Consider the following 20,789-nt stretch of genomic DNA (forward strand, 5'->3'; position numbering starts at 1 on the left):
CATGAAGACTGTCAGCTGTTTAATTGTCGATGATGAGCCGATTGCACGCGAAATCATACAAACGTACTGCAATCATTTACCCATCCTGACCGTGGTTGCTTCCTGCGATAATGCCATAGCAGCCAAAGCTGAATTACAAAAACAACCCGTCGATATTTTGTTTTTAGACATCAACATGCCCATTCTGAATGGCATATCGTTTTTAAAAACACTCAAAAATCAACCACAGGTAATTTTTACCACCGCCTATAAAGAATATGCGATAGATGCCTTTGATTTATCGGCCTGCGATTACTTATTAAAACCTTTTTCATTGGAACGATTTATCGTTGCCGTCGATAAAGCATTGGAGCGTTTGCAGGCTAGTTCTCCGCAAATTCAGATAGCTAATTCAGAAAAGCCCGAAGCCTACACATTTATAAAAACCGACGGCAAAATTTACAAACTACTGCATGAGGATTTATTATTTGCGGAAGCTAATGGGAACTATACAAAAATCAGTACGTCGCAAAATACACTTATGCCGAGTATGACGTTTTCAAGTTTTGTCAACCTACTTCCCAAGAACCTGTTTCTGCGTGTACATCGCTCGTTTATCGTCAATAAATCAAAAATCACCCACATCGAAGGCAATCGGATTTTTATCGATAAAACCGAAATCCCAATCGGCAGTAATTATAGAGAAGAGTTTCTAAGGGAATTGGGGCTGTAGCGGACTGTTGCTTTCTGTGGCGTCAGATACTTACATCTGACACGTTAGGTTTCTTAAAACCTAGCGTAATTCATTAGGTTTTGAGAAACCTAAAATGTCGGTTATTAGTAACCGACATCACATCAAATATATAATGAAAAAACTCTGCGTTCTTAGCGCTCACCTTTGCGCCCTTTGCGTTTAAAACTCTTAATTCGCGATGATCAATTCGATTTCGTTGTCATGAAATACCTGCTTGTGTTTCTCTTCAATACCCGCATCGGTAATGATATAGTCAATCAACGATAAAGCCCCTAAACTGGCAAAAGCGCTCTTACCCATCTTGGTCGAATCGGCGACTAAATACGTGGTATCGGCGGCATCGATCATGGCTTTTTTAACCACCAAATCGCTAAGGCTCGGGTAGGTTAAACCTGATTTGAGGGAAATACCAGCCGTAGCCAGGAATAATTTCTGCACGTTGATGCCTTTGAAGAAATCGGCCGCTTTCTGCCCCGTTAAGGATAAGGTTGGCGGTTTAAACTCACCCCCCGTTACAATCAATTCGATACCCGGTTCGGCACCTAAAATCACGGCAATATTCAGGGCATTAGTAATGACGGTGAGGTTCTTATAGCCACGAAGTTTCTTGGCAATTTCGGTTGTTGTCGAGCCCGAATCCAGGATAATACTATCCCCGCTTTCGATGAACTCCAGACACTTAGTGGCAATGAGTTCTTTCTTGTCGATGTTTTCCTGATTGCCCAGCGAGAACGTTCTGACCTGATCCTCAACGTTTTTCAGATAGGCGCCCCCATGTTCTTTGGTCACTAGACCATCTTTTTCCAGCTTTTCAAGATCCTGACGAATCGTTACTTCCGTTACCTTAAAAATTCTCGCCAGGTCGACTACTTTGGCCGAACCATCTTCCTTTAGTAACTCAAGTATTTTATCCCGACGTTGATTCGGTAGCATACTATTTATCTTTTCTGAATCAGCCAAAAGTAAGAAAAAGAATACTTTTCTTCGCTATAGGTAAAAAACGCAAGCAATCGAAACTAAACAAAAGTTAGTGCTTCAGCTAAATCGATTCTATAAGGCGCTCTACTGAATGAAGGTCTATTATTTTGGCGCAATTGGGGTAAAATAATAAATCTTTGTCTTAGCATTAGAATACCGGAGGGTATACTCTATTGGCTTCTCAAATCGACATGATCCGGGAAGCTACCCTTAAACCTACTTCCTTTTAATGGATCGACGGAATTTTGTAACGATTGGAGCAACATCCCTTTGCGTGCTACCACTGTTGGGTTTTAGATTATTGCCCAGCCCGAACGCAAGTAAACCGGCCTGGTTGATTGAGTGGATAAAAATCAATGATCAGCAGTTGGGTAATTATAAACCCATAAAGGTCACGGACCCGGCCAATAAATTTGTGGGAGGCTACATGAACGAGGTGGAAATTCCTAACCCGCATTCTACGAGCGGGTTCATTATGCGAGCGAGCACATTGATTGCTTGTCCAGAATCCATTCATTACCAATCGAAAGAGTTACTACGAGAAGTAGAAGCTGCGACTCGGGCCTTGCTGAAGATGCAGCATGAAGATGGTACGATTGATTTTATCGACACCAACTTTCATTCGACGCCCGACACTGCTTTCCTCCTGGAAAATATCATTCCAGCCTATAAATTCCTGAAGCAAGCCAATGCCAACGGTTCGGAAACAACCCTTGATTTACTCAAGACATTTTTGAAAAAGGCGGGCGACGCCCTTAGCGTAGGTGGTATTCATACGCCAAACCATCGTTGGGTTGTATCAGCCGCTCTGACAAAACTAAACGAAGTATTTCCTGATCCTCGGTACACCAGCCGAATCGATCAGTGGCTCGCCGAACATATCGATATTGATCCCGATGGGCAATTCAATGAAAAGAGTACCAATAGTTATTCGCCCATTGTCGACCGATCCCTGATCATCATGGCCCGAGGTCTGAAAAAGCCTGAGCTGTTCGAGCCCGTTCGCAAAAATCTGATGATGACACTGTATTACGTTCACCCCAATGGCGAAGTTGTAACAGAAGCATCGAATCGGCAGGACAAGGGCACCATCGGTACCATGGCCAAATACTATTATTGCTACCGGTACATGGCGTTGTTGGATAAAAACGGCGAAATGGCAGCCATGTGTCGGTTAATCGAAAAAACCTGTTCGCCAGAGCAATTGGCAGGTTATCTCGATTATTTCCTGGAAGACCCAATGCTCTGGAACGAACTGCCCGCCAGCAAACCCTTACCAACCAGCTACGCCAAAGCCTTTCCGTACTCAGGAGTTGTCCGTATTCGGCGGGGTAACTGGGACGCCACTATTTTATCGAATAATGCCAGCTGGCTCACCTTCCATAAAGGGAATGCTGTTTTACAGGGTGTTCGGGTGGCGGCTTCGTTCTTTGGGAAAGGGCAGTTTCAGACCGATAAAATTGAGCAGAAAGGCGATACCTGGGTGATGCATACCTCCCTCGACGGCCCTTATTATCAGCCGATCGCTAAAGATAAAATCGCTGCCGATGGTGACTGGGATAAGATGCAACGAGCGAATCGCCCCCAAAGTGAGGTGCAAAAGCTCGAAACGACCGTCAAGGTTACCGAAGCTACGAAGGGCTTGAAAATAGACATTGACATTGCTGGAACAGAAGGTGTTCCGGTAGCCTTGGAATTAATTTTTCGGCCCGGCGGCACGCTGGCAGGCGCAACAAAACTCCCGAAGAAAGAAAACGCCTACCTCTTATCGGGCGAATCGGGTTCCTACACAGTTGGGCCAGATAGTATCCAGTTCGGGCCAGGAAAATCCGAGCATAAAGGCGTGCAGTTACGGGGCGCCTTACCAGCCATGGATGCTCCAACAGTATACATAACCGGTTTTACTCCTTTCAAACATAGTCTCCTCGTGAGCTAATCCAGTTCGTAGAAACAGGCTCGAAATAGAAAAGAACCGTCTAGTACAATCTCAACTCAAATGAAACATATCAACCTGAAGTACAGCGTATTTGCCTTCGCTGTTGTCATTTATGCCTGCTCAGTTAAAGTAGCGACGAAAAGCCCTGTCGCCACAACGGTCGCTACGACTACGCCCAGTGCTATCGCTACGCCCAAAGACACTCTGCCGACGGTTGCCCCGTTTATATTGACGCCCCTCACGCCCGAACAAAGTCAGGCAAAATTTATTATTCCAGAAGGGTATCACATGGAATTGGTGGCGAGCGAACCGATGATTACCGAACCCGTGGCCATTGCCTGGGATGGTAACGCTAAAATGTACGTGGCTCAAATGGAAACGTATACCCAGGATGCGGATGGCACAGGCACCAAAGATAAAATCAGCCGCGTCATGCTTCTGGAAGACACGGACAATGATGGTAAAATGGATAAAAGCTCGGTGTTTATCAAAGAAATGGTTCTGCCGCGCATGCTACTTTGCGTAAACCACGAACTGCTGGTCAACGAAACCGATACCTACGATATTTACAGCTATAAAGACACCAATGGCGATGGTGTATCGGACGTAAAAAAAGCGGTTTATACCGTTGGGAAAGTCGCTCCGGGCAATCTGGAACACCAGCGAAGTGGTCTGGTCTGGAACCTCGATAATTACATCTACCAAACCGTCGACCCTATCCGGTTTCGGTACGTAAATGGACTGCTTAAACCCGATTCGCTGCACAGTGGCTCAAATGGGCAATGGGGCTTAACGTTCGATAATTACGGTCGTTTATTCTTTAGCCGGGGAGGTGGTGAAAATGCCGGATCAGGTTTTCAGATCAATCCCAAATATGGTCAGTTAGAGTTTGCCGATGCCTACAGCGAAGAAACCTTCAGCCCGGTTTGGTCCAGTATCCAGAATCCTGATGTACAGGGCGGATTGCCCAGAGTACGGCCAGACAGTACTCTGAACCACTTTACCTCCGCGAATGGCCAATCCATATTTAGAGGTGACCGCCTTCCTGCCGATTTAGTGGGCGATTATATCATCAATGAACCCGTCGCCAGGATTATCAGACGGGCTAAAGTCGTCAATCGGGATGGCAAAACGTACCTTGAGAATGTTTATCACCACAAAGAATTTATTTCCAGTACCGATGCTTTTTTCAGACCTGTTAATACGTACTCGGGGCCCGATGGATGCCTGTATATTATCGATATGAACCGGGGCATCATTCAGGAATCCAACTGGACCCAGAAAGGGAGTTATCTGCGGGGAAAAATTGATTATTACGGACTGGCGAAGGTGAATCAACGCGGTAGAATCTGGCGATTGGTGCATGATGGCTATAAACGTGGACCCAAGCCTGCTCTGCTGGATATTCCGGCCGCGAAGCTGCTCACGTATTTAGATCATCCCAACGGTTGGTGGCGCGATAACGCCCAAAAACAGATCATCGTTTTAGGCGACAAATCGGTTGTGCCTGAGTTAAAACTGATGGCAACGGGCAAGAAAAATGCCTCGGCTTTGGGGCGCCTTCATGCCTTATGGACACTCGAAGGGTTGAATGAGATCAATAAAGAAATCCTCGATGTTGCCCTGAACGATGCCGATCCGCAAATCAGACGGGCGGCTATCTGGATGAGCGAGCCATATATCAAACAGAATGATAATCAATGGATTGAGAAGATAGGAAAACTGACAGCCGATCCGAATTACGATGTAAAAACGCAGCTTCTGTTATCGGTAGGATCAAGTAAAAATGAGGCAGCGAAGGCAATTGCCCAATCCATTTTAGCGCAGAATCCAACAAACCAGATGCTGGCAAGCGTGAAAAAGAGCATTGATAAAAATGAAGACGCCAAAATTTACGGGATTAAACTGGCGGGCTTTACCCCGGCAGATCGAAAACTAATTACGAACGGGAGTGAGATTTATAAATCCATGTGCTCGCCCTGTCATGGTGGCGATGGAAACGGCCTTCCCACTAATGCAGCCCCTGCACTGCGCGGAGCACGACACGTAAATGCCGACAAAGAGATAGCGACCCGAATCCTATTGCACGGTTTGAAAGGTCCTATTGATGGCAAAACGTATCCGAGCGAGATGGCTTCTATGAAAGACAATTCCGACGAATGGATCGCATCTGTGTTGAGCTACATACGCTACGAATTTGTAGGAACGTCTATTCGAGTCGGCAAAGGCCGGCAATCGGCAGTTGTGCAGCCAGCTGATGTTAAAGCACTTCGGGATCAATATTCAACCGTCAATACAGCATGGACAATTGATGCGTTTGACAGTCTTTTACCTGCACCCCCTAAAAATTAACGCGATCGAGTAGGTCGCGGGACTAGGAAAACCTGCCCAACAAATCCCCTGGAGAAATGAAAAGGTAACCTATGTTTTCGGCGTTGGTTGACGTTGACGATCTTTACTGACTCATTCAAAACGACCATACGGCATCACGGCGCTGTGCTATTGCGGGGATTTCCGGGAAAATAAATCAAAATCAGTCAGAAACATGACTAAAAAAAGACCATTTAAACTAGCATTTGCCTCATTAGTAGTACTTTCCATGTTAATGGTAGGCTTCAGAATCGCCACGTACGAAGAACCCAGAATTTCGCTCGAAAACTACACCATAGAAGACGGTTTTCAGCTAAGTGTGCTTGCTTCTGAGTCATTACTGAAAGCCCCTGTCAGTATGGATTTCGACAATCAAGGCCGAATGTGGGTGGTCGAAATGATTAGTTATATGCCCAACCTCGAAGGAATCGGGGAAGAAGAGCCTACTGGTAAGATTTCCATACTGGAAGACCTGGATAAAGATGGCGTGGCCGACCATGCCAAGGTATTTTTGGATAAACTCATTCTGCCCAGAGGATTGGCGCATGTATACGGCGGACTCTTGTATATAGATGGCCCTAAACTTTGGTTTGTCGAAATCAAAAACGACAAGCCGGGCAAAAAAACGCTGGTTGATCCTGTCTACGCCGAAGGTGGAAATGTCGAACATTCATCCAATGGCTTAATGATGAACATCGACAATTGGATTTATAATGCCAATTACAATTTCCGATACCAATTAAGAAATGGGAAATGGATTAAAGAACCTACCTCGGCGCGTGGTCAGTGGGGCATAACGAAAGACAATTTCGGGCGGCTTTATTACAACAATAACTCCGTCAATTTACAGGGGGATTTTGTGTTGCCTAACAAAGTAATCAGGAACAGATACTTTAAACCATCCGTCGCCGAAAACAAACGATTAGCCAGTAATACGGTATATCCTATCCATCAAACATCCGTCAATCGGGGCTATCAACCTGGTGTTTTGGATGAGAAAGGATTTCTAAAAGAGGTTACGGCTGCCTGCGGTCCACTGGTGTATCGAGGTGGCGTTTTTCCGGAAGCGTATACTCAAAATGCATTTGTCTGCGTTCCCGAAGCCAATCTGATCAAACGAAATGTCCTGCATTTCAACGGTTTTCAGACAACAGCCAGCCAGGCGATAGAGGGTAAAGAATTTATAGCATCGACAGACGAAGGTTTTCGTCCGGTAAATTTGTTTACCGGGCCCGATGGTGCCATGTATATTGTTGATATGCATCGGGGTATTATCCAGCACAAGGCCTATATTTCCCAATACCTGGCTGAACAGCTAGCCAGCAAAAAACTGGACACATTACAGAATGCAGGGCGTATTTTGAAAGTAACCAGCAAAGCAATAAAACCCAATCCAGTACCCGATTTATCGAAGGCTTCCAGCACACAATTAGTGGCATTCCTCAGCCATCCAAATGGCTGGCTGAGAGATCGCGCCCAACAGTTGTTGATCCAGAAAAAAGACCTTTCGGTTGTCAGCCAACTCATTAAGTTAACGAAGGCAACCAATTCATTTTCAACCGACATCCATGCGCTTTATGTCTTAGAAGGATTAAACGCTCTTTCGTTTGAAAGCCTGAGTGATCTTGTTAATCAATCAAAGAATCCTGAGCTAATTGCCCATGCGGTTGGGCTTTTGGAGCGGTTTGCCACTATGCAGCACGTGGCGAAAATGAAAGCAGTAAGTACGCAATTATTAGCTCAAAACAACCAAACGGTTGACCTCTATCTGTCGATGTCGCTAACTCCCTGGCTTAACTTGTCGGAAGCTACTTTTTTGCCTTTTCTCGCAGAAATAGATAAAAAATACGCGAACGAGAAAATCTTTCAGGAAGCAATTACGAGCGGTCTTGGAGGCAAAGAAGAGGTGTATCTAGCCTCGATGAATCCAACCGATTTGCTGAAAAAGAATTTAACCGTAGCCATAACGAACCGGCAGAAAAAAGAGTTAAACTCCATTTTCGTGACGGAAAAGAATGCGGTCGATAATCGAACAAAAGGGCTAAAACTATTCAGAAGCATTTGTGCGACCTGCCACGGCGCTGATGGGAAAGGCATTCAGGATTTAGCGCCACCACTCAACGAATCTGAATATATAAATGGCTCCACGCGTCGATTGGCCTCTATTATTTTACACGGAATTAGTGGGCCAATTCATGTAAATGGAAAGCTGTACCAATTAAATAATGAGATGCCAGCATTGATCAATAACAAGGAAATTAGCGATCAGGATATTGCCGACATTATTCAATTTACGCAAAGTGCATTTGCAAAAGTAGGGAAAGGTATTTCGGCTAATGAAGTCAAAAAAATGAGAGACAAAAAACCGGCAGGAACCGGTATTCATACGGAAAAACAATTGCTGGAAGATGATTTTGATAAATGAATAGTTTGCAAGAATTAAGTCACAAAAAGCCATTTGAATGGACGCTTGTGCCGAGCGCACAAGTTTTTCATAATCTTTACTTAAGCGCCTATACCGATTTAGCCAAGCAAATGACGTTTCACCTGCCAACGTCCCCTTTGTGGCTTGACCTGAAGGGGACTTCTGAGTAATCTCAACACAGAATCCGCAATAGCCAGCAGCCTGCTCACAACTGCCTTAATAAGCATGGCCAGTAGCCAGATTGGCAAATTTATAGTTGCTATGTTGGGATCAATAATCATCACTTGACTCAATTTTCGGCTTGACGAACAACACAGAGAAATGAATGCTCCAATATGGAATTCTCTTTGGTGGTCAGGCTATTGCAACTCTCAATCACTTCAAAAATCCTTACATTTTCAGTCTAACAAAAAATAGCTCACGAAAAATTTGTGCAACCAAATAATTGCATTTACATTCGCAATCATATAGTTGCAAATAAGTTAAAAATGGAAATAAGAAGAGACATTTTTCAAGCTATTGCCGACCCGACAAGAAGAGCAATTATTACATTGATTGCCATACAGGCAATGACACCAAATGCCCTTGCAGAACATTTTCAGACAAGTAGACAGGCGGTATCAAAACACATTAAAATATTGACAGAATGTCAACTGGTAAGACAGGAACAACAGGGCAGGGAAATTTACTACTCACTTGAAATTGAAAAAATGAAAGAGATAGATAAATGGATTGACCAATTCAGAAAAATTTGGGAAACCCGCTTCAATCAACTTGATAACGTATTATCAACGATTAAAAAACAAAAAAAATGAACGACTTATTATTTGATTTTACACTAGACAAAGCAAAAAAAACGGTATTTATAAACAGGGAATTTGATGCCGACCTTTCGCTGGTATGGGATGCTTTTACCAAACAGGAAATTCTTGATCAATGGTGGGCGCCTAAGCCCTGGTCCTCAAAAACAAAAGTTATGAATTTTGAACCGGGCGGAAGAAGGTTTTATGCTATGGTAAGCCCGGAAGGACAGGAACGTTGGTCCATTCAGAAATACACTTCTATTAGCCCGAAAACCAATTTTAAATTTTTGAATGCTTTTGCCGACGAAAAGGAAAATCCTGAATTGCCGGGTTCTGAATGGGACCTAAATTTCATCGAAGAAAATGGCAAGACAAAAGTGAGCGTTACTATTTATAATGAATCCCTTGAACGCATGGAGAAGATGATTGAAATGGGCTTCAAGGAGGGATTTATGATGACATTGAAACAGCTGGAAGTCCTGTTGGCAACTTTATCGCAAAAATGATCTTCGTTTTCAACGATTTTGGTTGTCTGCCAATTTTTGTAGAGATGATTTTTATTAAACCATCGCATCGCGGGGTTCACAACGGCGCGAGACACAGTACGCCGTTGCGGGCCCCGTGCGGTCATTAAGTATTTTCTCAATAACTTGTCCCGGCAGGGAACCGCATTGAGGGTCGCGGAGCCGCCCGTGCGGTGAATTCTTGAAATCTTATTTCCATTTACTTTAGTTCTGAGTAAACCAAAGTTACGCCGATTCTAATTTTATTACTATTTTGTTGACTTCTAAAACATACTCTAAACTCTTATTACGCTCATTCTATGTCACAGTAGGTATGCTAGCGATTTGGGTAGGCTTAGACACCGTTTTCAACGGCTCAGTTTGGAACGGCATGGTTGTCAGCAAATCGGCGCTCGTGGTCGAGTATTGTGAATTCAATAATGTTGCCCGTTTTTTTCACCAACGGATGAATACGTATTCCAACCTGGCGTATTTCTTCTTTGGGGTATTGATTGTCCAAATTGCCTATCAGGATTATAAAAATGAAGGGATAAAGCACCAGAACCGACTGGAAGCATTCCCGATGCTATCGGCTTTAATGGGCATTTGCTTCATTTATTTAGGTTTTGGCAGCGCCTTTTTTCACGCATCCCTCACCTACGTCGGCCAACGCGTCGACATGAACGGCACATACGGACTTACGCTGGTGCTGGTCAGCATTGGGCTCTATCACATCCTGTATAAAGTCAGGTTTACACAGCCCGTCAAAACGATATGGGCCATTTCGCTGGTGATCCTGATCGTCTTGTTTTTAAAAATCGCGTTATTGGTTCCAAGCTCCAAATTATTACCTGGTTTAATACTGGCACTGCTGATATTTATTGCCATCAATTATTTCCAGTTCAGGAAAGAGCGATCAGGGTTATTGGGCATAGCAAGCCTTGTATTGATGGTAGTTGCCGTCAGGTTTCGCACACTGGATGTGCAGAAAATCGGCTGTGATCCTCACTCACTTATTCAGGGCCATTCCATTTGGCATTTACTGACAGCCCTCAGCAGCGTTTGTAGTTATTCTTTCTTTCGATTCACGGGAAGGACCTAAGTTTCTTTCAACAGGATTTATACACATTTTTTAGTTGCAAAACCCATTAGGAATAAGTCCCAAACTGGCTTTATCCTATCAGGAGAGTATCATTCTGGAAAATACGTAGGCATACTGAACTACATAACCTATCAGCAACCCTTAATTCAGGATCATAATGAAAGAGGAACAGTCAATTAATCGTCGGGAATTCGTTGGGAAAGCAGCCACCGCCGTGGCCGGTTTCATGATTGTCCCGCGTTTTGTATTGGGTGGCAAACGACCCGATGGCACAAAATACCTGGCACCCAGCGATGTAATTTCATTAGGCTTTATCGGTACCGGTAAGCAGGGAAAAGGATTGATCAATTCGTTTCTGGGAACAAACGAAGCTAAAATCGTAGCCATCAGTGAGGTATACAAAGCCAAATCGCAGTTGGCCCTTGATCGAATAAAAGCCCATTACGAAAAGAATCCACAGGCAGGGACTTACTCCGACGTTCCGATTTACAATGACTTTCGAGAGCTGTTGGCGCGTAAAGACGTCGACGCCGTCGTGATTGCCACCCCCGATCACTGGCATGCAGCCATGGCCGTTCGGGCAGCCGAAGCGGGGAAAGACATTTATTGCGAAAAACCGCTCGCGTTAACCGTTAAAGAAGGTCGGGCGATGGTAAATGCCGCTCGTAAATACAACCGTGTGTTTCAGACTGGCAGTATGCAACGGTCATGGCCGGAGTTCCGACAAACGGCTGAGCTAATTCGCAACGGGTACATTGGTGATATTAAGAGCATTAAGGTGAACGTTGGTCCTCCACCAACTCCCTATGATCTCCCCGCCGAACCAATTCCCGATGGACTGGACTGGAGCAAGTGGCTTGGCCCCAATGCGCCTGTTGCATTTAATTCCGAATTAGCGCCACCTATTACGAAAGACGTATTCCCTAACTGGCGGAATTACCAGGAATTTGGTGGCGGTATGGTGACCGACTGGGGCGCACACATGTTCGACATCGTACAGTGGTCATTGGATATGGACAACAGCGGTCCCGTTGAGGTAATTGCCCCCGATGGCAAGGAGCACCCATTCCTGACGTATAAATATGACAACGGGATTGTGATGACGCACGAAAAATGGGACTGGAGCAATGCCATCCTGTTTACCGGAACCGAAGGTGAACTCCGGGTACAGCGCAAAAAGCTGGAAACCACTCCCGCTTCGTTAGCGACAAAAGTGATCGGTGAAACCGAAAAGCATGTGTACCACAGCGACAATCATTACAAAGACTTCTTTGATGCGATGCGGAAACGCAGCAAGCCTATTTGTGATGTAGAAATCGGTCACCGCACAGCGTCTGTTTGCAACATTGGCAATATTGCCTATCGTCTCAAACGACCGTTGCAATGGAATCCGAAGAAAGAGCTTTTCAAAAATGACGATGAAGCCAACGCGCTGCTCGGGCGTCCAATGACAAACGAATGGGGGATCAAGATTTAGGGGCTTGATAGTATTCACACTGATTGTTTTTGTCATGACTCTGGACCGGTTGACCAGAGCCATGACAAAAAACATGCGTTCTCGTACTACGAATCGCTTAATTTTCCACTAAGAGGGCCATGTCTCAGCTAACATTAGATAGTAAAGCCATTGATGTGCTTCGGGATTTGCCGGATATGATCCCCGTTTTCAGGGAATTTTATCAGGATTGGACCATCCGGGTTTTCAATCGCGAGCAGCATGAATGTCGAAACTATCTTTCGCCCAATCGGCGCGAGTTTTATAAGACGCTCATGATTACCAAAGGAATTGGCGTCTTTACGATGGGGCTCAATACGTATTATATTGACGAACCCACCATTCTGTTTATTCACCCTAACGACATTATCTCCTGGAAGAATTTGTCGGACGAATCGGCGGGCTACTATGTCTTATTCAAGAAGAAGTTCATTCAGGACCATCCACAGTTAAAGGCCGCCATTGATAAATACGGTTTGTTTTCCCAAAAAGAGAAGAGTGTCATTCGACTAACTGAACCTGGCCTTCCAATGCTAACTCATTTATTTGAGCGGATGCAACAGGAAGAATTATCGGGCAACGCCTTGGCGGAAGATGCCATACAGGCTTACCTCCAGCTATTGCTGGTTGAATGTATGCGCATGGCCCATTACCCCAAACCAGATAGCGTATCGGACGAATTCAGGCATATTCATGAGTTTTTCCAATTACTTGAGCAACAAGCCTCTACAATCAACTATACGACGCCGATTCAGATAAAAACCGCTAAAGAGTTCGCATCGAGTTTGTCGGTTCATCCCAATTACCTGAACGCCTTACTCAAAAAACATACCGGCCAAAATGTAAGCGTCCATATTCGGAACCGACTACTGGAAGAAACGAAAGTGCTGCTCCTACAAACCGATTGGTCGCTTCAGGATATAGGCTATAGTATCGGCTTTGCAGAACCGTCTAATTTCAATCTGTTCTTCAAGAAAAATACAGGAATGACCCCGGCCGAATTCCGGAAAACCCACCATCATTGATATTCATAACTTTTGCTTTGGTTCTGCCAATTCCTACCTGCATCCAGCACGCCAACTTTGTCACAACAAAACGGCAGCAAAAAGCCGGTCTGGAAAACGAAACTAAAAGCAAAAATTATGGAAACACTTAGCATCCCCCCTATCAACAGTACCAGTCCGTTTGCCTCAATGAAAGGCAACCACGTTGCCATACGAGTACCTGATTTAGAGGCTAGTAAACGCTGGTTCGTCGATAAACTCGACTTCCGGGTAATTCATGAATGGCCCTTTGGCGATTTGCAGCTAGCCTATGTAGCTCCCGCAACCGATGATAATTTCTGGGTAGAGTTATTAGGTGGCGGCACACCTGGCCCTCAGCCCGACTATTCGGATTTGAACGAAAGTTTGCACGACGCAGGCTACCATCATTTCTGTATCAACGTGGCCAGTGTTGATGATACCCTGACCGAACTCGGTCGTCGTGGCGTAACAATACTCGGCGAACCGTTCGATCTGGCTGCAATTGGTCGCCGATTAGCTTTTTTCGCTGATCCCTGGGGCAATCTAATTGAGCTGGCGCAAGTGTTGTGAGTAGGAACCACGCTTGCAAATAGCTATCAGAAATTGGTAGTAAACCGGTTTACCCGTTCGTTGTAGATATCAAGCATCGTATCATCGACCTCACCGGCCTGGCTGAGTTCAAGTAACAGAAAGTCATTCCGATCGGCACCATCGATCATCCCTTCAAATTTAAGTTCCTGTTCTACCCAAAACGATGTTTTATTCAGTGCAATTGCCTGAGTAAGAACTGCCTTAACAATCGTCGTTGTCCGCTCCGGATTTTGGGTCGTTAACAGCAGCGTACGAATATCCATGATGTAATCATCATAAGCCATCACACCAGCAGGCAAGTCGGCAGTAACCCACTGGAAAACCAGAGTCTGAATCAACTCTTTATAGGGTGAGGTAACAAGATCGTCGGGGTATATGCGTCGGTTCACGTACCAAAAATAGTACTTTCAGATGAATTTCACCTCGTTTAAGCAGTTGATGGGATATGCTGCTAGTTACATCAACGAGTATGCTTTATCCGGGATTCATGACCGAAAGTCCACTGATCAACGATGAAGACGGAGCACCATACTGACCGTTTAAGGGATAAAAGCCCTTAAACGGTCAGCTGCTTTATTGAATTGACCTAACGTATTGATATAGCGAGGCCAGTTCGGTCTGCGTATACTGAGCCGTCATTTTCCAGGGCATATTCTCAGGACTCATCTGGTGTCCTTTAGGTGTTTTACCCGTGCGCAATGTCTGGATGAATTGCGCCTGCGACCACTTACCTATGTTACCACTACGGGTAATATTCGGTACTGGCGGAAACCCAGGGGCAACAGGATCTCCCCCTTTTAAGTCAGGTCGATGGCAACCAGTACAGGAAACGGCCAGATACTTACCCTGCGCAATACCTTCAGTTGTGTCGGCACTAGCTACCATAGGTTTGGCATGATCAATTTTTTCGACCGACAGCAACGGCATCTTATCCAAATAAGTCGTTATGTTAATGATAGGACCAAGTTTGTTACCAGGCAGGTCGGTGACGACAGGTGGTAATTGCTGACAATAAGCAATAATGGCTGCCATGTCGGGGGTCGATAACAAGGTGGTTTCGTGCGAGGGCATAAATAGCAGCGGTTTCCCGGTACGGTCAACGCCATGACGAAGAGCCATTACCCAATCGGCAGTGCTATAATCGGCAGGGAGTCCGCCTTTACCTTTTGTCAGATTTCTGGATACTAACCGGCCTAAAGGCGCATCGTTCATCATAATTTTACCCGCCAGATTACTCCCGTGGCAATCGGTACACCCTTTAATCTCGGTTAGGTGCCGCCCCCGAAGCAACGCAGCGCTATCGGTTGGTATGGCGATTGTTTCAGTAGCAAATGAGTATTTCTTTTCAGCGCGGTTGGCAATATTCGTTGCAATAAAAAAATAAATAGCAACCAGAATCAAGAGCAATGAACCGAGCAGCAGACCGGTCCATTTAACTAGTTTACGAAGCATAGATGTCTTTGATTAAAGATGAGTTAGGCAAAACTGACCCATCAGAAACCATTTCCCAGACTATAGATGCTTCAACTGCTCATCGAGATGAGTGAACTGGTAGAACATAGGATTGAATTGTGACTTTAATACATCGTTGATCTGACGCTCTGATTTACTCGATAAAAGTAAATTAACAGGCTTATCACCCCAATGATTGAAAAGGCTATCCAGGGCCAGGTAGTGGTGTCAAGTCGTAGTCCAATCTCTCCAAAAGCTGGTTGTCGTTGACTATATGCAGTAATGACGATTAAGCCGTTATTGATGAAATGGGCGGATATAGGCACCCATAAATTGCCTGACCAGTAGTATAAATAACCAAACAATGCACCCAGTAAGAGTCTGGGGAAAAAACCATAAAACTGAAAGTGGGCGGCACTAAATAGAATGGCCGCTAACCAAATAGCGATATGAACATTCATTGTCCACTCAGCTAGCTTGCGCTGGATGATCCCCCGAAAGAATACTTCTTCGCCAATTGACGCAATAAAGGCACTTACAAACAAGGCCGCAATAAGCTGGCCTACCGAGTCAAGGGCGACTAATTGGTTCGTTACCAAGATATTCTCCTGCTCCTTCCGATACATCCATTCTTCAACCGCACCCAGTGCCCTGGGTAGTTTAAGATGTTGATTCCAGTCAATAAGCAAGTCGATAAATGGCTGAATAACAATAACGCTGATAAGACCAGCCCACAGACCTGAAACGGCACTTAAAGCTTTCGTCTGAAAGCTTTTCCACGTAGCGTGTTCAAAAGAATACCAGTAAATTAAAGCGGGAATGAGGTAACTACATAAATGGCTGATAGCCAGAACAGAGATCAAAACATACCATCCATCAGGAAGTTGGGAGAGCTGCTGAATAAGCTTAGGCAGTTGGTTGATCTCCCGTATGTTGCCGATTAAATAAACAATCAATAATGACAAAGCCGCTCCGGCCGACATACCTAAAAGTACGCAACCAGAAAATAGTAGAGCCGATCGTAGCAGTTTCTGCATAGGTGAACTTAATCATGTATTGGCCAGCATCCACCGGGGTAAATTTAGCTTATCAAGGCTGAAACAATAGTTTCTTTACTGTTTCACCTGCGTCAGTCGAATTGCCAGATATGGTCGCATGGGCAACCGGATTTTCTGCATTTTGTCATCATACACCCGGTAGTCTTTCACATCGGTAAGCCGGAACGTATCGCTGATGGGTGTAATGGTCATATTCCAGGTATCGATCAGTTCAGCTTTAAAGACGGTACCCGCAGCAGGTGCACCTTTTTTGGGCAGATTAAATAGCCACTCTGACTGCATTTGTTTTCCAAAATAGATCAGATAGTGTGAGCTGTCGGCCTGGCTGGTCCGGTGATCCTTCCAGGGGTCAGCCAATTCAAGAGGCCCCGGCTCCTGTTCCAGTAAGTTTCTCAAAAAACCAATTCGTGACGGACTTTGGCCATGTAGTTTTCCGCCCTCTGCCCAGAAAATGGTATCGCCTGGCGTTCGGTAAGTTTCACCATGAGTAACATACGTACCGGCAATAATACCCTGCCAAAAAGCCTCGGTCATTTCTTCAGGACTTAGGTGCCCCCAGCGTTGGGGAAGGTTTCCTTCGTAGCAAACTTCATCATAAATAACCGGCTTTCGGTAGGCATCACGTAGCAGGACAGCACGCCCGAAATCGTCCACTGTAGAGCCATTCTGAATGCTGACGTGAGTGAAATAGGGCTTCCAATTGTCGTAATAGTCGGAGCCATTATGAATGGAGCACAGATGATGATACGGGTCAGCGTCCACCACGGTTTTGCTATACACATCCCAGGCATCACGCGGTTTTGTTTTGATATAGTCAAACTCATTGGCCATTGACCACCACACATTTTGATAGGCCGACAATCTGGCTACCAGATACTTAATATAGAACAGATCATTCTTCATGCCCATATTATCGAAACCCCAGCGGCCTTTGTCATAGGGATGAAAAATAATCAGGTCGGCCTCTATATTAAGCCTGGCAAGATCGGCAATACGCTTCTCCAGATGTTGAAAAAAGGCCGGGTTGAAACGCGTAAAATCCCACTCATGCCTGATCGTACCGTTCGGGCCTTGTGTACGGCTTTTCTCTTCATAGGCATACATCGTCGGTTCCTCCTCCACATAGCTGTATGTCTTCGGGAAAACACACATTCGAATTTTATTGAAAGGTGCCTTTTTTAATGTGGCCAGGGTCTGTTCCTGCACCAGCTCCGGCTGATTCGTCCAGGCATAGGCTGTCGTACCAAACGGATAGTAGGGTTTGCCGTTCGCATACTGAAAGTTGTAGGTGTTCCAGACGTTTACCGGACCATGATTGCTCTCCGAAGGAGTTATGCAAACAAAACTCCCTGATTTACCCGCCAACTGTTTGGCATTGCTCACGGTTCGGTACGACCATTTCCCAATTTCGCTGGGCATAAAGCGAATTTTATACGTGCCATTGCCATCATAAAACCCAGTTACAGTTATGTGCTTGTCACCCGACGAAAATTCGGCGGTGAGTTGCACATCGGTAAATGGATTGCCAGATGATGGTCCCGCCAGAGCTACTTCATAAAGTCCCCATCGCTCTATTGGCTTATTCACGATAGTGGTTTGCGCTACGGATGGCAAGGCACGGCAGAACCAAACACAGAGGAAAAGTCTCAATAGAATCTTAGTGAACATAATTTTTAACGGTCAAAAAATACAAAAGGTGAATCGCCTAATGCGTTTCCTCTATCAATCACATGCTCGCTAAACGAGGCTGTTGCTCCTGGTTCAGCACCTTAATCCCGAGGTTATCGGGCTATTATCTTCCGAAAGATATACACTTTCAGGAAGGTCTTACCAGTCATAATACATGATTGATAAAATCATACATATGCCCGCTAAAATCATACATTCACCTCTTTTGATAAAACCCATTCTTTGTAAATGCTAAACCTGATACTCAAAAAGGCACTATTTATCGCCTGTTTATCAAACTTGTTTTTCGCTTGCGGCACCAGTGAAAAAGAATCAGATCCAAACAAACTTACGGTTTCTGAGAACGGACGTTTCCTGGCAACGAGCAATAACAAACCATTTTTCTGGCTGGGGGATACGGGTTGGTTGCTGTTTGGGAAGTTGACGCGGGAAGAAGCCGAAACGTATCTGGAAAACAGAAAGCAAAAAGGCTTTAATGTTATTCAGGTGATGGTGCTACATACACTTGACGTCACGAATGCCTATGGCGATTCGGCGCTGATTGACAAAAATGTAGCAACACCGTTGGTCACGGACGGCAACGCATTCAGCGATTCGGCTCAATACGATTTCTGGGATCACGTTGATTTTGTAATCGACAAAGCCGCCGAAAAGGGAATTTATATGGCACTAGTTCCGGTTTGGGGTGGCAACGTAAAGAAAGGTGGCGTCAATCGACAGCAGGCCAAAAGCTATTCTGAATTCCTGGCCAATCGCTACAAAAACCGACCAAACATTATCTGGCTGGATGGTGGTGATATCAAAGGCAGCGACTCGCTCAACGTTTGGAAAACCATTGGCCAAACGATTAACCAAATCGATTCGACACATCTGATTACGTTTCACCCACGCGGTCGGTCATCCTCATCAGAGTGGTTCCATAAAGAAAACTGGCTGGATTTCAACATGGTGCAGTCGGGGCACAAAACCTACGCCCAGGACACGTCGGCCAAAGAAACGCTCCATTATGGTGAAGACAACTGGCGATACATTCAGGCGGATTTAGCCCTGAAACCGACTAAACCAACCATCGATGGTGAACCATCGTACGAAGGAATTCCACACGGTTTGCACGATGTCAACCTGCCCCGCTGGACGGCTGATGATGTCCGTCGGTACGGGTACTGGTCGGTGTTGGCAGGGGCGTTTGGGTACACCTACGGACACAATTCGATAATGCAGATGTATAAGAAAGGCGATAAAAAAACGTCATTCGGCCCCCTCGAAACCTGGGATAAAGCCATCGATACACCCGGCGCTGGACAGATGATTCACCTCAAAAATCTGCTCCTCGCCTACTCGTTCTTCGAACGTGTTCCCGATCAATCGTTGATTGCCAATCAAGGCAGTCGATACGATTATCTGGTCGCCAGCCGAGGGGCCGATTATGCGTTGATTTACACCTACACTGGCCGAAACATAAAGTTGAACATGGGCAAACTTCCGGGCGATACGGTGGCAGCATCGTGGTTCAATCCGCGCGATGGGAAGTCGACCGTTATTGGCGGTGTTCCGAATAAAGGCATTCAGGAATTCAACCCACCTGCCGAGCCGAAAGAGGGAAATGATTGGATTTTAGTCCTTCAGAAGAAATGAATCGGATTTTCTGCACCCTCATCGTCCTGCTTTTCCTGAGTTCCTGCTCGAAGGATGTCTACCTGTTCAGTTCGTTTCATGAACCTGCTAATGAGGGGCTTCGGTTGTTGTATAGTTATGACGGCTACAAATGGACAGACTTAAACCGCACATTTCTAAAACCCGAAATCGGGAATCAAAAAGTAATGCGCGATCCTTCTATTGCACAAGGCAAGGACGGTACGTTTCATCTAGTTTGGACAAGTAGCTGGAAGGACGACAAAGGCTTCGGTTATGCCAGTTCAAAAGACCTGATTCACTGGTCGGAAGAACGGTTTTTGCCGGTTATGGAACACGAACCAACGACCGTAAATGTCTGGGCTCCCGAACTGTTTTATGACAATGAAGCCGATCAGTTTGTGATCATCTGGGCCTCCACAGTCCCGTTCCGATTTGAGAAGGGTATCGAAGAAGAAAAGAACAACCATCGGATGTATTACACAACGACAAAAGACTTCAAAGCCTTCACCCCAACCAAGCTCTTTCTCGACCCCAAATTCAGTGTGATCGACGCTGTTATTGTGAAGCGAAAAACGGCTGATTATGTGCTCGTTCTGAAAGATAATACGCGTCCGGAGCGCAACATAAAAGTCGCCTTCGGGGCTGGTGCAACGGGGCCGTACACCAACGTATCAGAACCCTTCACAAAGAAATTCACCGAAGGCCCATCCGTAGCCAAAGTAGGCAACAACTGGCTCATTTATTTCGACTCATATCAGGACAAAAAATACGGTGCCGTAAAAACCCACGATTTCAAAACTTTCACGGATGTTTCAGCTCAAACGGTCATTCCGGAAGGGCATAAACATGGAACGATTTTCAACGTGAAGAAAAGGATTTTGAAGGGGTTGTTGAAATAGAATTGCACGCGTTTTTGGTCATTCCTCCTGCGTCGGAATGACCAAAACATACATTCACAAACCATTGTCATATTAATGAACTATAGATTTTTCAT

General features: G+C 45.3%; 17 protein-coding genes. 12 read left to right on the forward strand and 5 right to left on the reverse strand.

Annotated elements, in window-relative coordinates; genetic code table 11:
- The first annotated feature begins 1 nt into the window (after position 1).
- Entirely contained in the window at positions 2 to 712 is a 711-nt protein-coding gene (locus tag GO755_RS09660; RefSeq protein ID WP_157584537.1) for a LytR/AlgR family response regulator transcription factor, read from the forward strand.
- A gap of 189 nt (positions 713 to 901) precedes the next feature.
- Here GO755_RS09660 and GO755_RS09665 read toward each other — a convergent pair whose 3' ends face one another.
- Positions 902 to 1,666, reverse strand: a complete 765-nt coding sequence (locus GO755_RS09665; RefSeq protein ID WP_157584538.1) for a DeoR/GlpR family DNA-binding transcription regulator — start codon at positions 1,664 to 1,666, stop codon at positions 902 to 904.
- Between the two features lie 274 nt (positions 1,667 to 1,940).
- On the opposite strand from GO755_RS09665, the gene GO755_RS09670 reads away from it, so the two are divergent.
- The 9 genes from GO755_RS09670 (at position 1,941) to GO755_RS09715 (ending at position 13,940) form a co-directional block, all read left to right on the forward strand.
- On the forward strand, positions 1,941 to 3,647 hold the full coding sequence (locus tag GO755_RS09670; protein WP_157584539.1) for a hypothetical protein: 1,707 nt from the start codon (positions 1,941 to 1,943) through the stop codon (positions 3,645 to 3,647).
- Between the two features lie 60 nt (positions 3,648 to 3,707).
- Positions 3,708 to 5,999, forward strand: a complete 2,292-nt coding sequence (locus GO755_RS09675) for a DUF7133 domain-containing protein (protein WP_157584540.1) — start codon at positions 3,708 to 3,710, stop codon at positions 5,997 to 5,999.
- A 193-nt stretch (positions 6,000 to 6,192) separates the two neighbouring features.
- Entirely contained in the window at positions 6,193 to 8,442 is a 2,250-nt protein-coding gene (locus tag GO755_RS09680; RefSeq protein ID WP_157584541.1) for a DUF7133 domain-containing protein, read from the forward strand.
- Between the two features lie 494 nt (positions 8,443 to 8,936).
- Positions 8,937 to 9,257: an ArsR/SmtB family transcription factor gene (locus tag GO755_RS09690; RefSeq protein ID WP_317165840.1), complete on the forward strand. Its 321-nt coding sequence runs from the start codon at positions 8,937 to 8,939 to the stop codon at positions 9,255 to 9,257.
- Positions 9,254 to 9,751, forward strand: a complete 498-nt coding sequence (locus GO755_RS09695) for an SRPBCC family protein (RefSeq protein ID WP_157584544.1) — start codon at positions 9,254 to 9,256, stop codon at positions 9,749 to 9,751. The genes GO755_RS09690 and GO755_RS09695 overlap by 4 nt, the downstream gene beginning before the upstream one ends.
- Positions 9,752 to 10,082: 331 nt before the next feature.
- The gene (locus GO755_RS09700; protein WP_198174792.1) at positions 10,083 to 10,850 is read left to right on the forward strand and encodes a ceramidase domain-containing protein; all 768 of its coding nucleotides are present in this window, start codon (positions 10,083 to 10,085) and stop codon (positions 10,848 to 10,850) included.
- Positions 10,851 to 11,007: 157 nt separating this feature from the next.
- Entirely contained in the window at positions 11,008 to 12,327 is a 1,320-nt protein-coding gene (locus GO755_RS09705) for a Gfo/Idh/MocA family protein (RefSeq protein WP_157584546.1), read from the forward strand.
- Between the two features lie 119 nt (positions 12,328 to 12,446).
- Positions 12,447 to 13,370, forward strand: a complete 924-nt coding sequence (locus GO755_RS09710; RefSeq protein ID WP_157584547.1) for a helix-turn-helix domain-containing protein — start codon at positions 12,447 to 12,449, stop codon at positions 13,368 to 13,370.
- Between the two features lie 117 nt (positions 13,371 to 13,487).
- Positions 13,488 to 13,940 carry a VOC family protein gene (locus GO755_RS09715; protein ID WP_157584548.1) on the forward strand — a complete coding sequence of 151 codons (453 nt, stop codon included), beginning with the start codon at positions 13,488 to 13,490 and terminating at the stop codon, positions 13,938 to 13,940.
- Between the two features lie 26 nt (positions 13,941 to 13,966).
- On the opposite strand, the gene GO755_RS09720 is transcribed toward GO755_RS09715, so the two are convergent.
- From GO755_RS09720 to GO755_RS09735, 4 genes are all read right to left on the reverse strand, one after another.
- Complete coding sequence (locus GO755_RS09720; protein ID WP_317165828.1) at positions 13,967 to 14,350, reverse strand: hypothetical protein; 384 nt, start codon at positions 14,348 to 14,350, stop codon at positions 13,967 to 13,969.
- A gap of 184 nt (positions 14,351 to 14,534) precedes the next feature.
- On the reverse strand, positions 14,535 to 15,413 hold the full coding sequence (locus GO755_RS09725; RefSeq protein ID WP_157584549.1) for a c-type cytochrome: 879 nt from the start codon (positions 15,411 to 15,413) through the stop codon (positions 14,535 to 14,537).
- A gap of 125 nt (positions 15,414 to 15,538) precedes the next feature.
- Positions 15,539 to 16,450: a CPBP family intramembrane glutamic endopeptidase gene (locus GO755_RS09730; protein WP_157584550.1), complete on the reverse strand. Its 912-nt coding sequence runs from the start codon at positions 16,448 to 16,450 to the stop codon at positions 15,539 to 15,541.
- A 75-nt stretch (positions 16,451 to 16,525) separates the two neighbouring features.
- Positions 16,526 to 18,058, reverse strand: coding sequence for a DUF5060 domain-containing protein (locus GO755_RS09735; RefSeq protein ID WP_317165829.1), 1,533 nt, complete (start codon positions 18,056 to 18,058; stop codon positions 16,526 to 16,528).
- Between the two features lie 330 nt (positions 18,059 to 18,388).
- Here GO755_RS09735 and GO755_RS09740 point away from each other — a divergent pair, with 330 nt between their 5' ends.
- Together GO755_RS09740 and GO755_RS09745 are read left to right on the forward strand one after the other, a co-directional pair.
- Positions 18,389 to 19,795, forward strand: coding sequence for a glycoside hydrolase family 140 protein (locus GO755_RS09740; RefSeq protein WP_157584552.1), 1,407 nt, complete (start codon positions 18,389 to 18,391; stop codon positions 19,793 to 19,795).
- Complete coding sequence (locus tag GO755_RS09745; protein ID WP_157584553.1) at positions 19,792 to 20,694, forward strand: glycoside hydrolase family 43 protein; 903 nt, start codon at positions 19,792 to 19,794, stop codon at positions 20,692 to 20,694. Before GO755_RS09740 ends, GO755_RS09745 begins: the two co-directional genes overlap by 4 nt.
- The last annotated feature ends 95 nt before the right edge of the window (positions 20,695 to 20,789 follow it).

Source organism: Spirosoma arboris (genome assembly GCF_009754945.1).
Taxonomy (GTDB): Bacteria; Bacteroidota; Bacteroidia; order Cytophagales; family Spirosomataceae; genus Spirosoma; species Spirosoma arboris.

Coding starts and splice junctions, on each gene's coding strand:
- GO755_RS09660 (WP_157584537.1), top strand. CDS start 2: ATGAAGACTGTCAGCTGTTTAATTGTCGATGATGAGCCGATTGCACGC.
- GO755_RS09695 (WP_157584544.1), top strand. CDS start 9,254: ATGAACGACTTATTATTTGATTTTACACTAGACAAAGCAAAAAAAACG.
- GO755_RS09700 (WP_198174792.1), top strand. CDS start 10,083: ATGCTAGCGATTTGGGTAGGCTTAGACACCGTTTTCAACGGCTCAGTT.
- GO755_RS09725 (WP_157584549.1), bottom strand. CDS start 15,413: ATGCTTCGTAAACTAGTTAAATGGACCGGTCTGCTGCTCGGTTCATTG.
- GO755_RS09715 (WP_157584548.1), top strand. CDS start 13,488: ATGGAAACACTTAGCATCCCCCCTATCAACAGTACCAGTCCGTTTGCC.
- GO755_RS09670 (WP_157584539.1), top strand. CDS start 1,941: ATGGATCGACGGAATTTTGTAACGATTGGAGCAACATCCCTTTGCGTG.
- GO755_RS09675 (WP_157584540.1), top strand. CDS start 3,708: ATGAAACATATCAACCTGAAGTACAGCGTATTTGCCTTCGCTGTTGTC.
- GO755_RS09730 (WP_157584550.1), bottom strand. CDS start 16,450: ATGCAGAAACTGCTACGATCGGCTCTACTATTTTCTGGTTGCGTACTT.
- GO755_RS09665 (WP_157584538.1), bottom strand. CDS start 1,666: ATGCTACCGAATCAACGTCGGGATAAAATACTTGAGTTACTAAAGGAA.
- GO755_RS09705 (WP_157584546.1), top strand. CDS start 11,008: ATGAAAGAGGAACAGTCAATTAATCGTCGGGAATTCGTTGGGAAAGCA.
- GO755_RS09710 (WP_157584547.1), top strand. CDS start 12,447: ATGTCTCAGCTAACATTAGATAGTAAAGCCATTGATGTGCTTCGGGAT.
- GO755_RS09680 (WP_157584541.1), top strand. CDS start 6,193: ATGACTAAAAAAAGACCATTTAAACTAGCATTTGCCTCATTAGTAGTA.
- GO755_RS09745 (WP_157584553.1), top strand. CDS start 19,792: ATGAATCGGATTTTCTGCACCCTCATCGTCCTGCTTTTCCTGAGTTCC.
- GO755_RS09740 (WP_157584552.1), top strand. CDS start 18,389: ATGCTAAACCTGATACTCAAAAAGGCACTATTTATCGCCTGTTTATCA.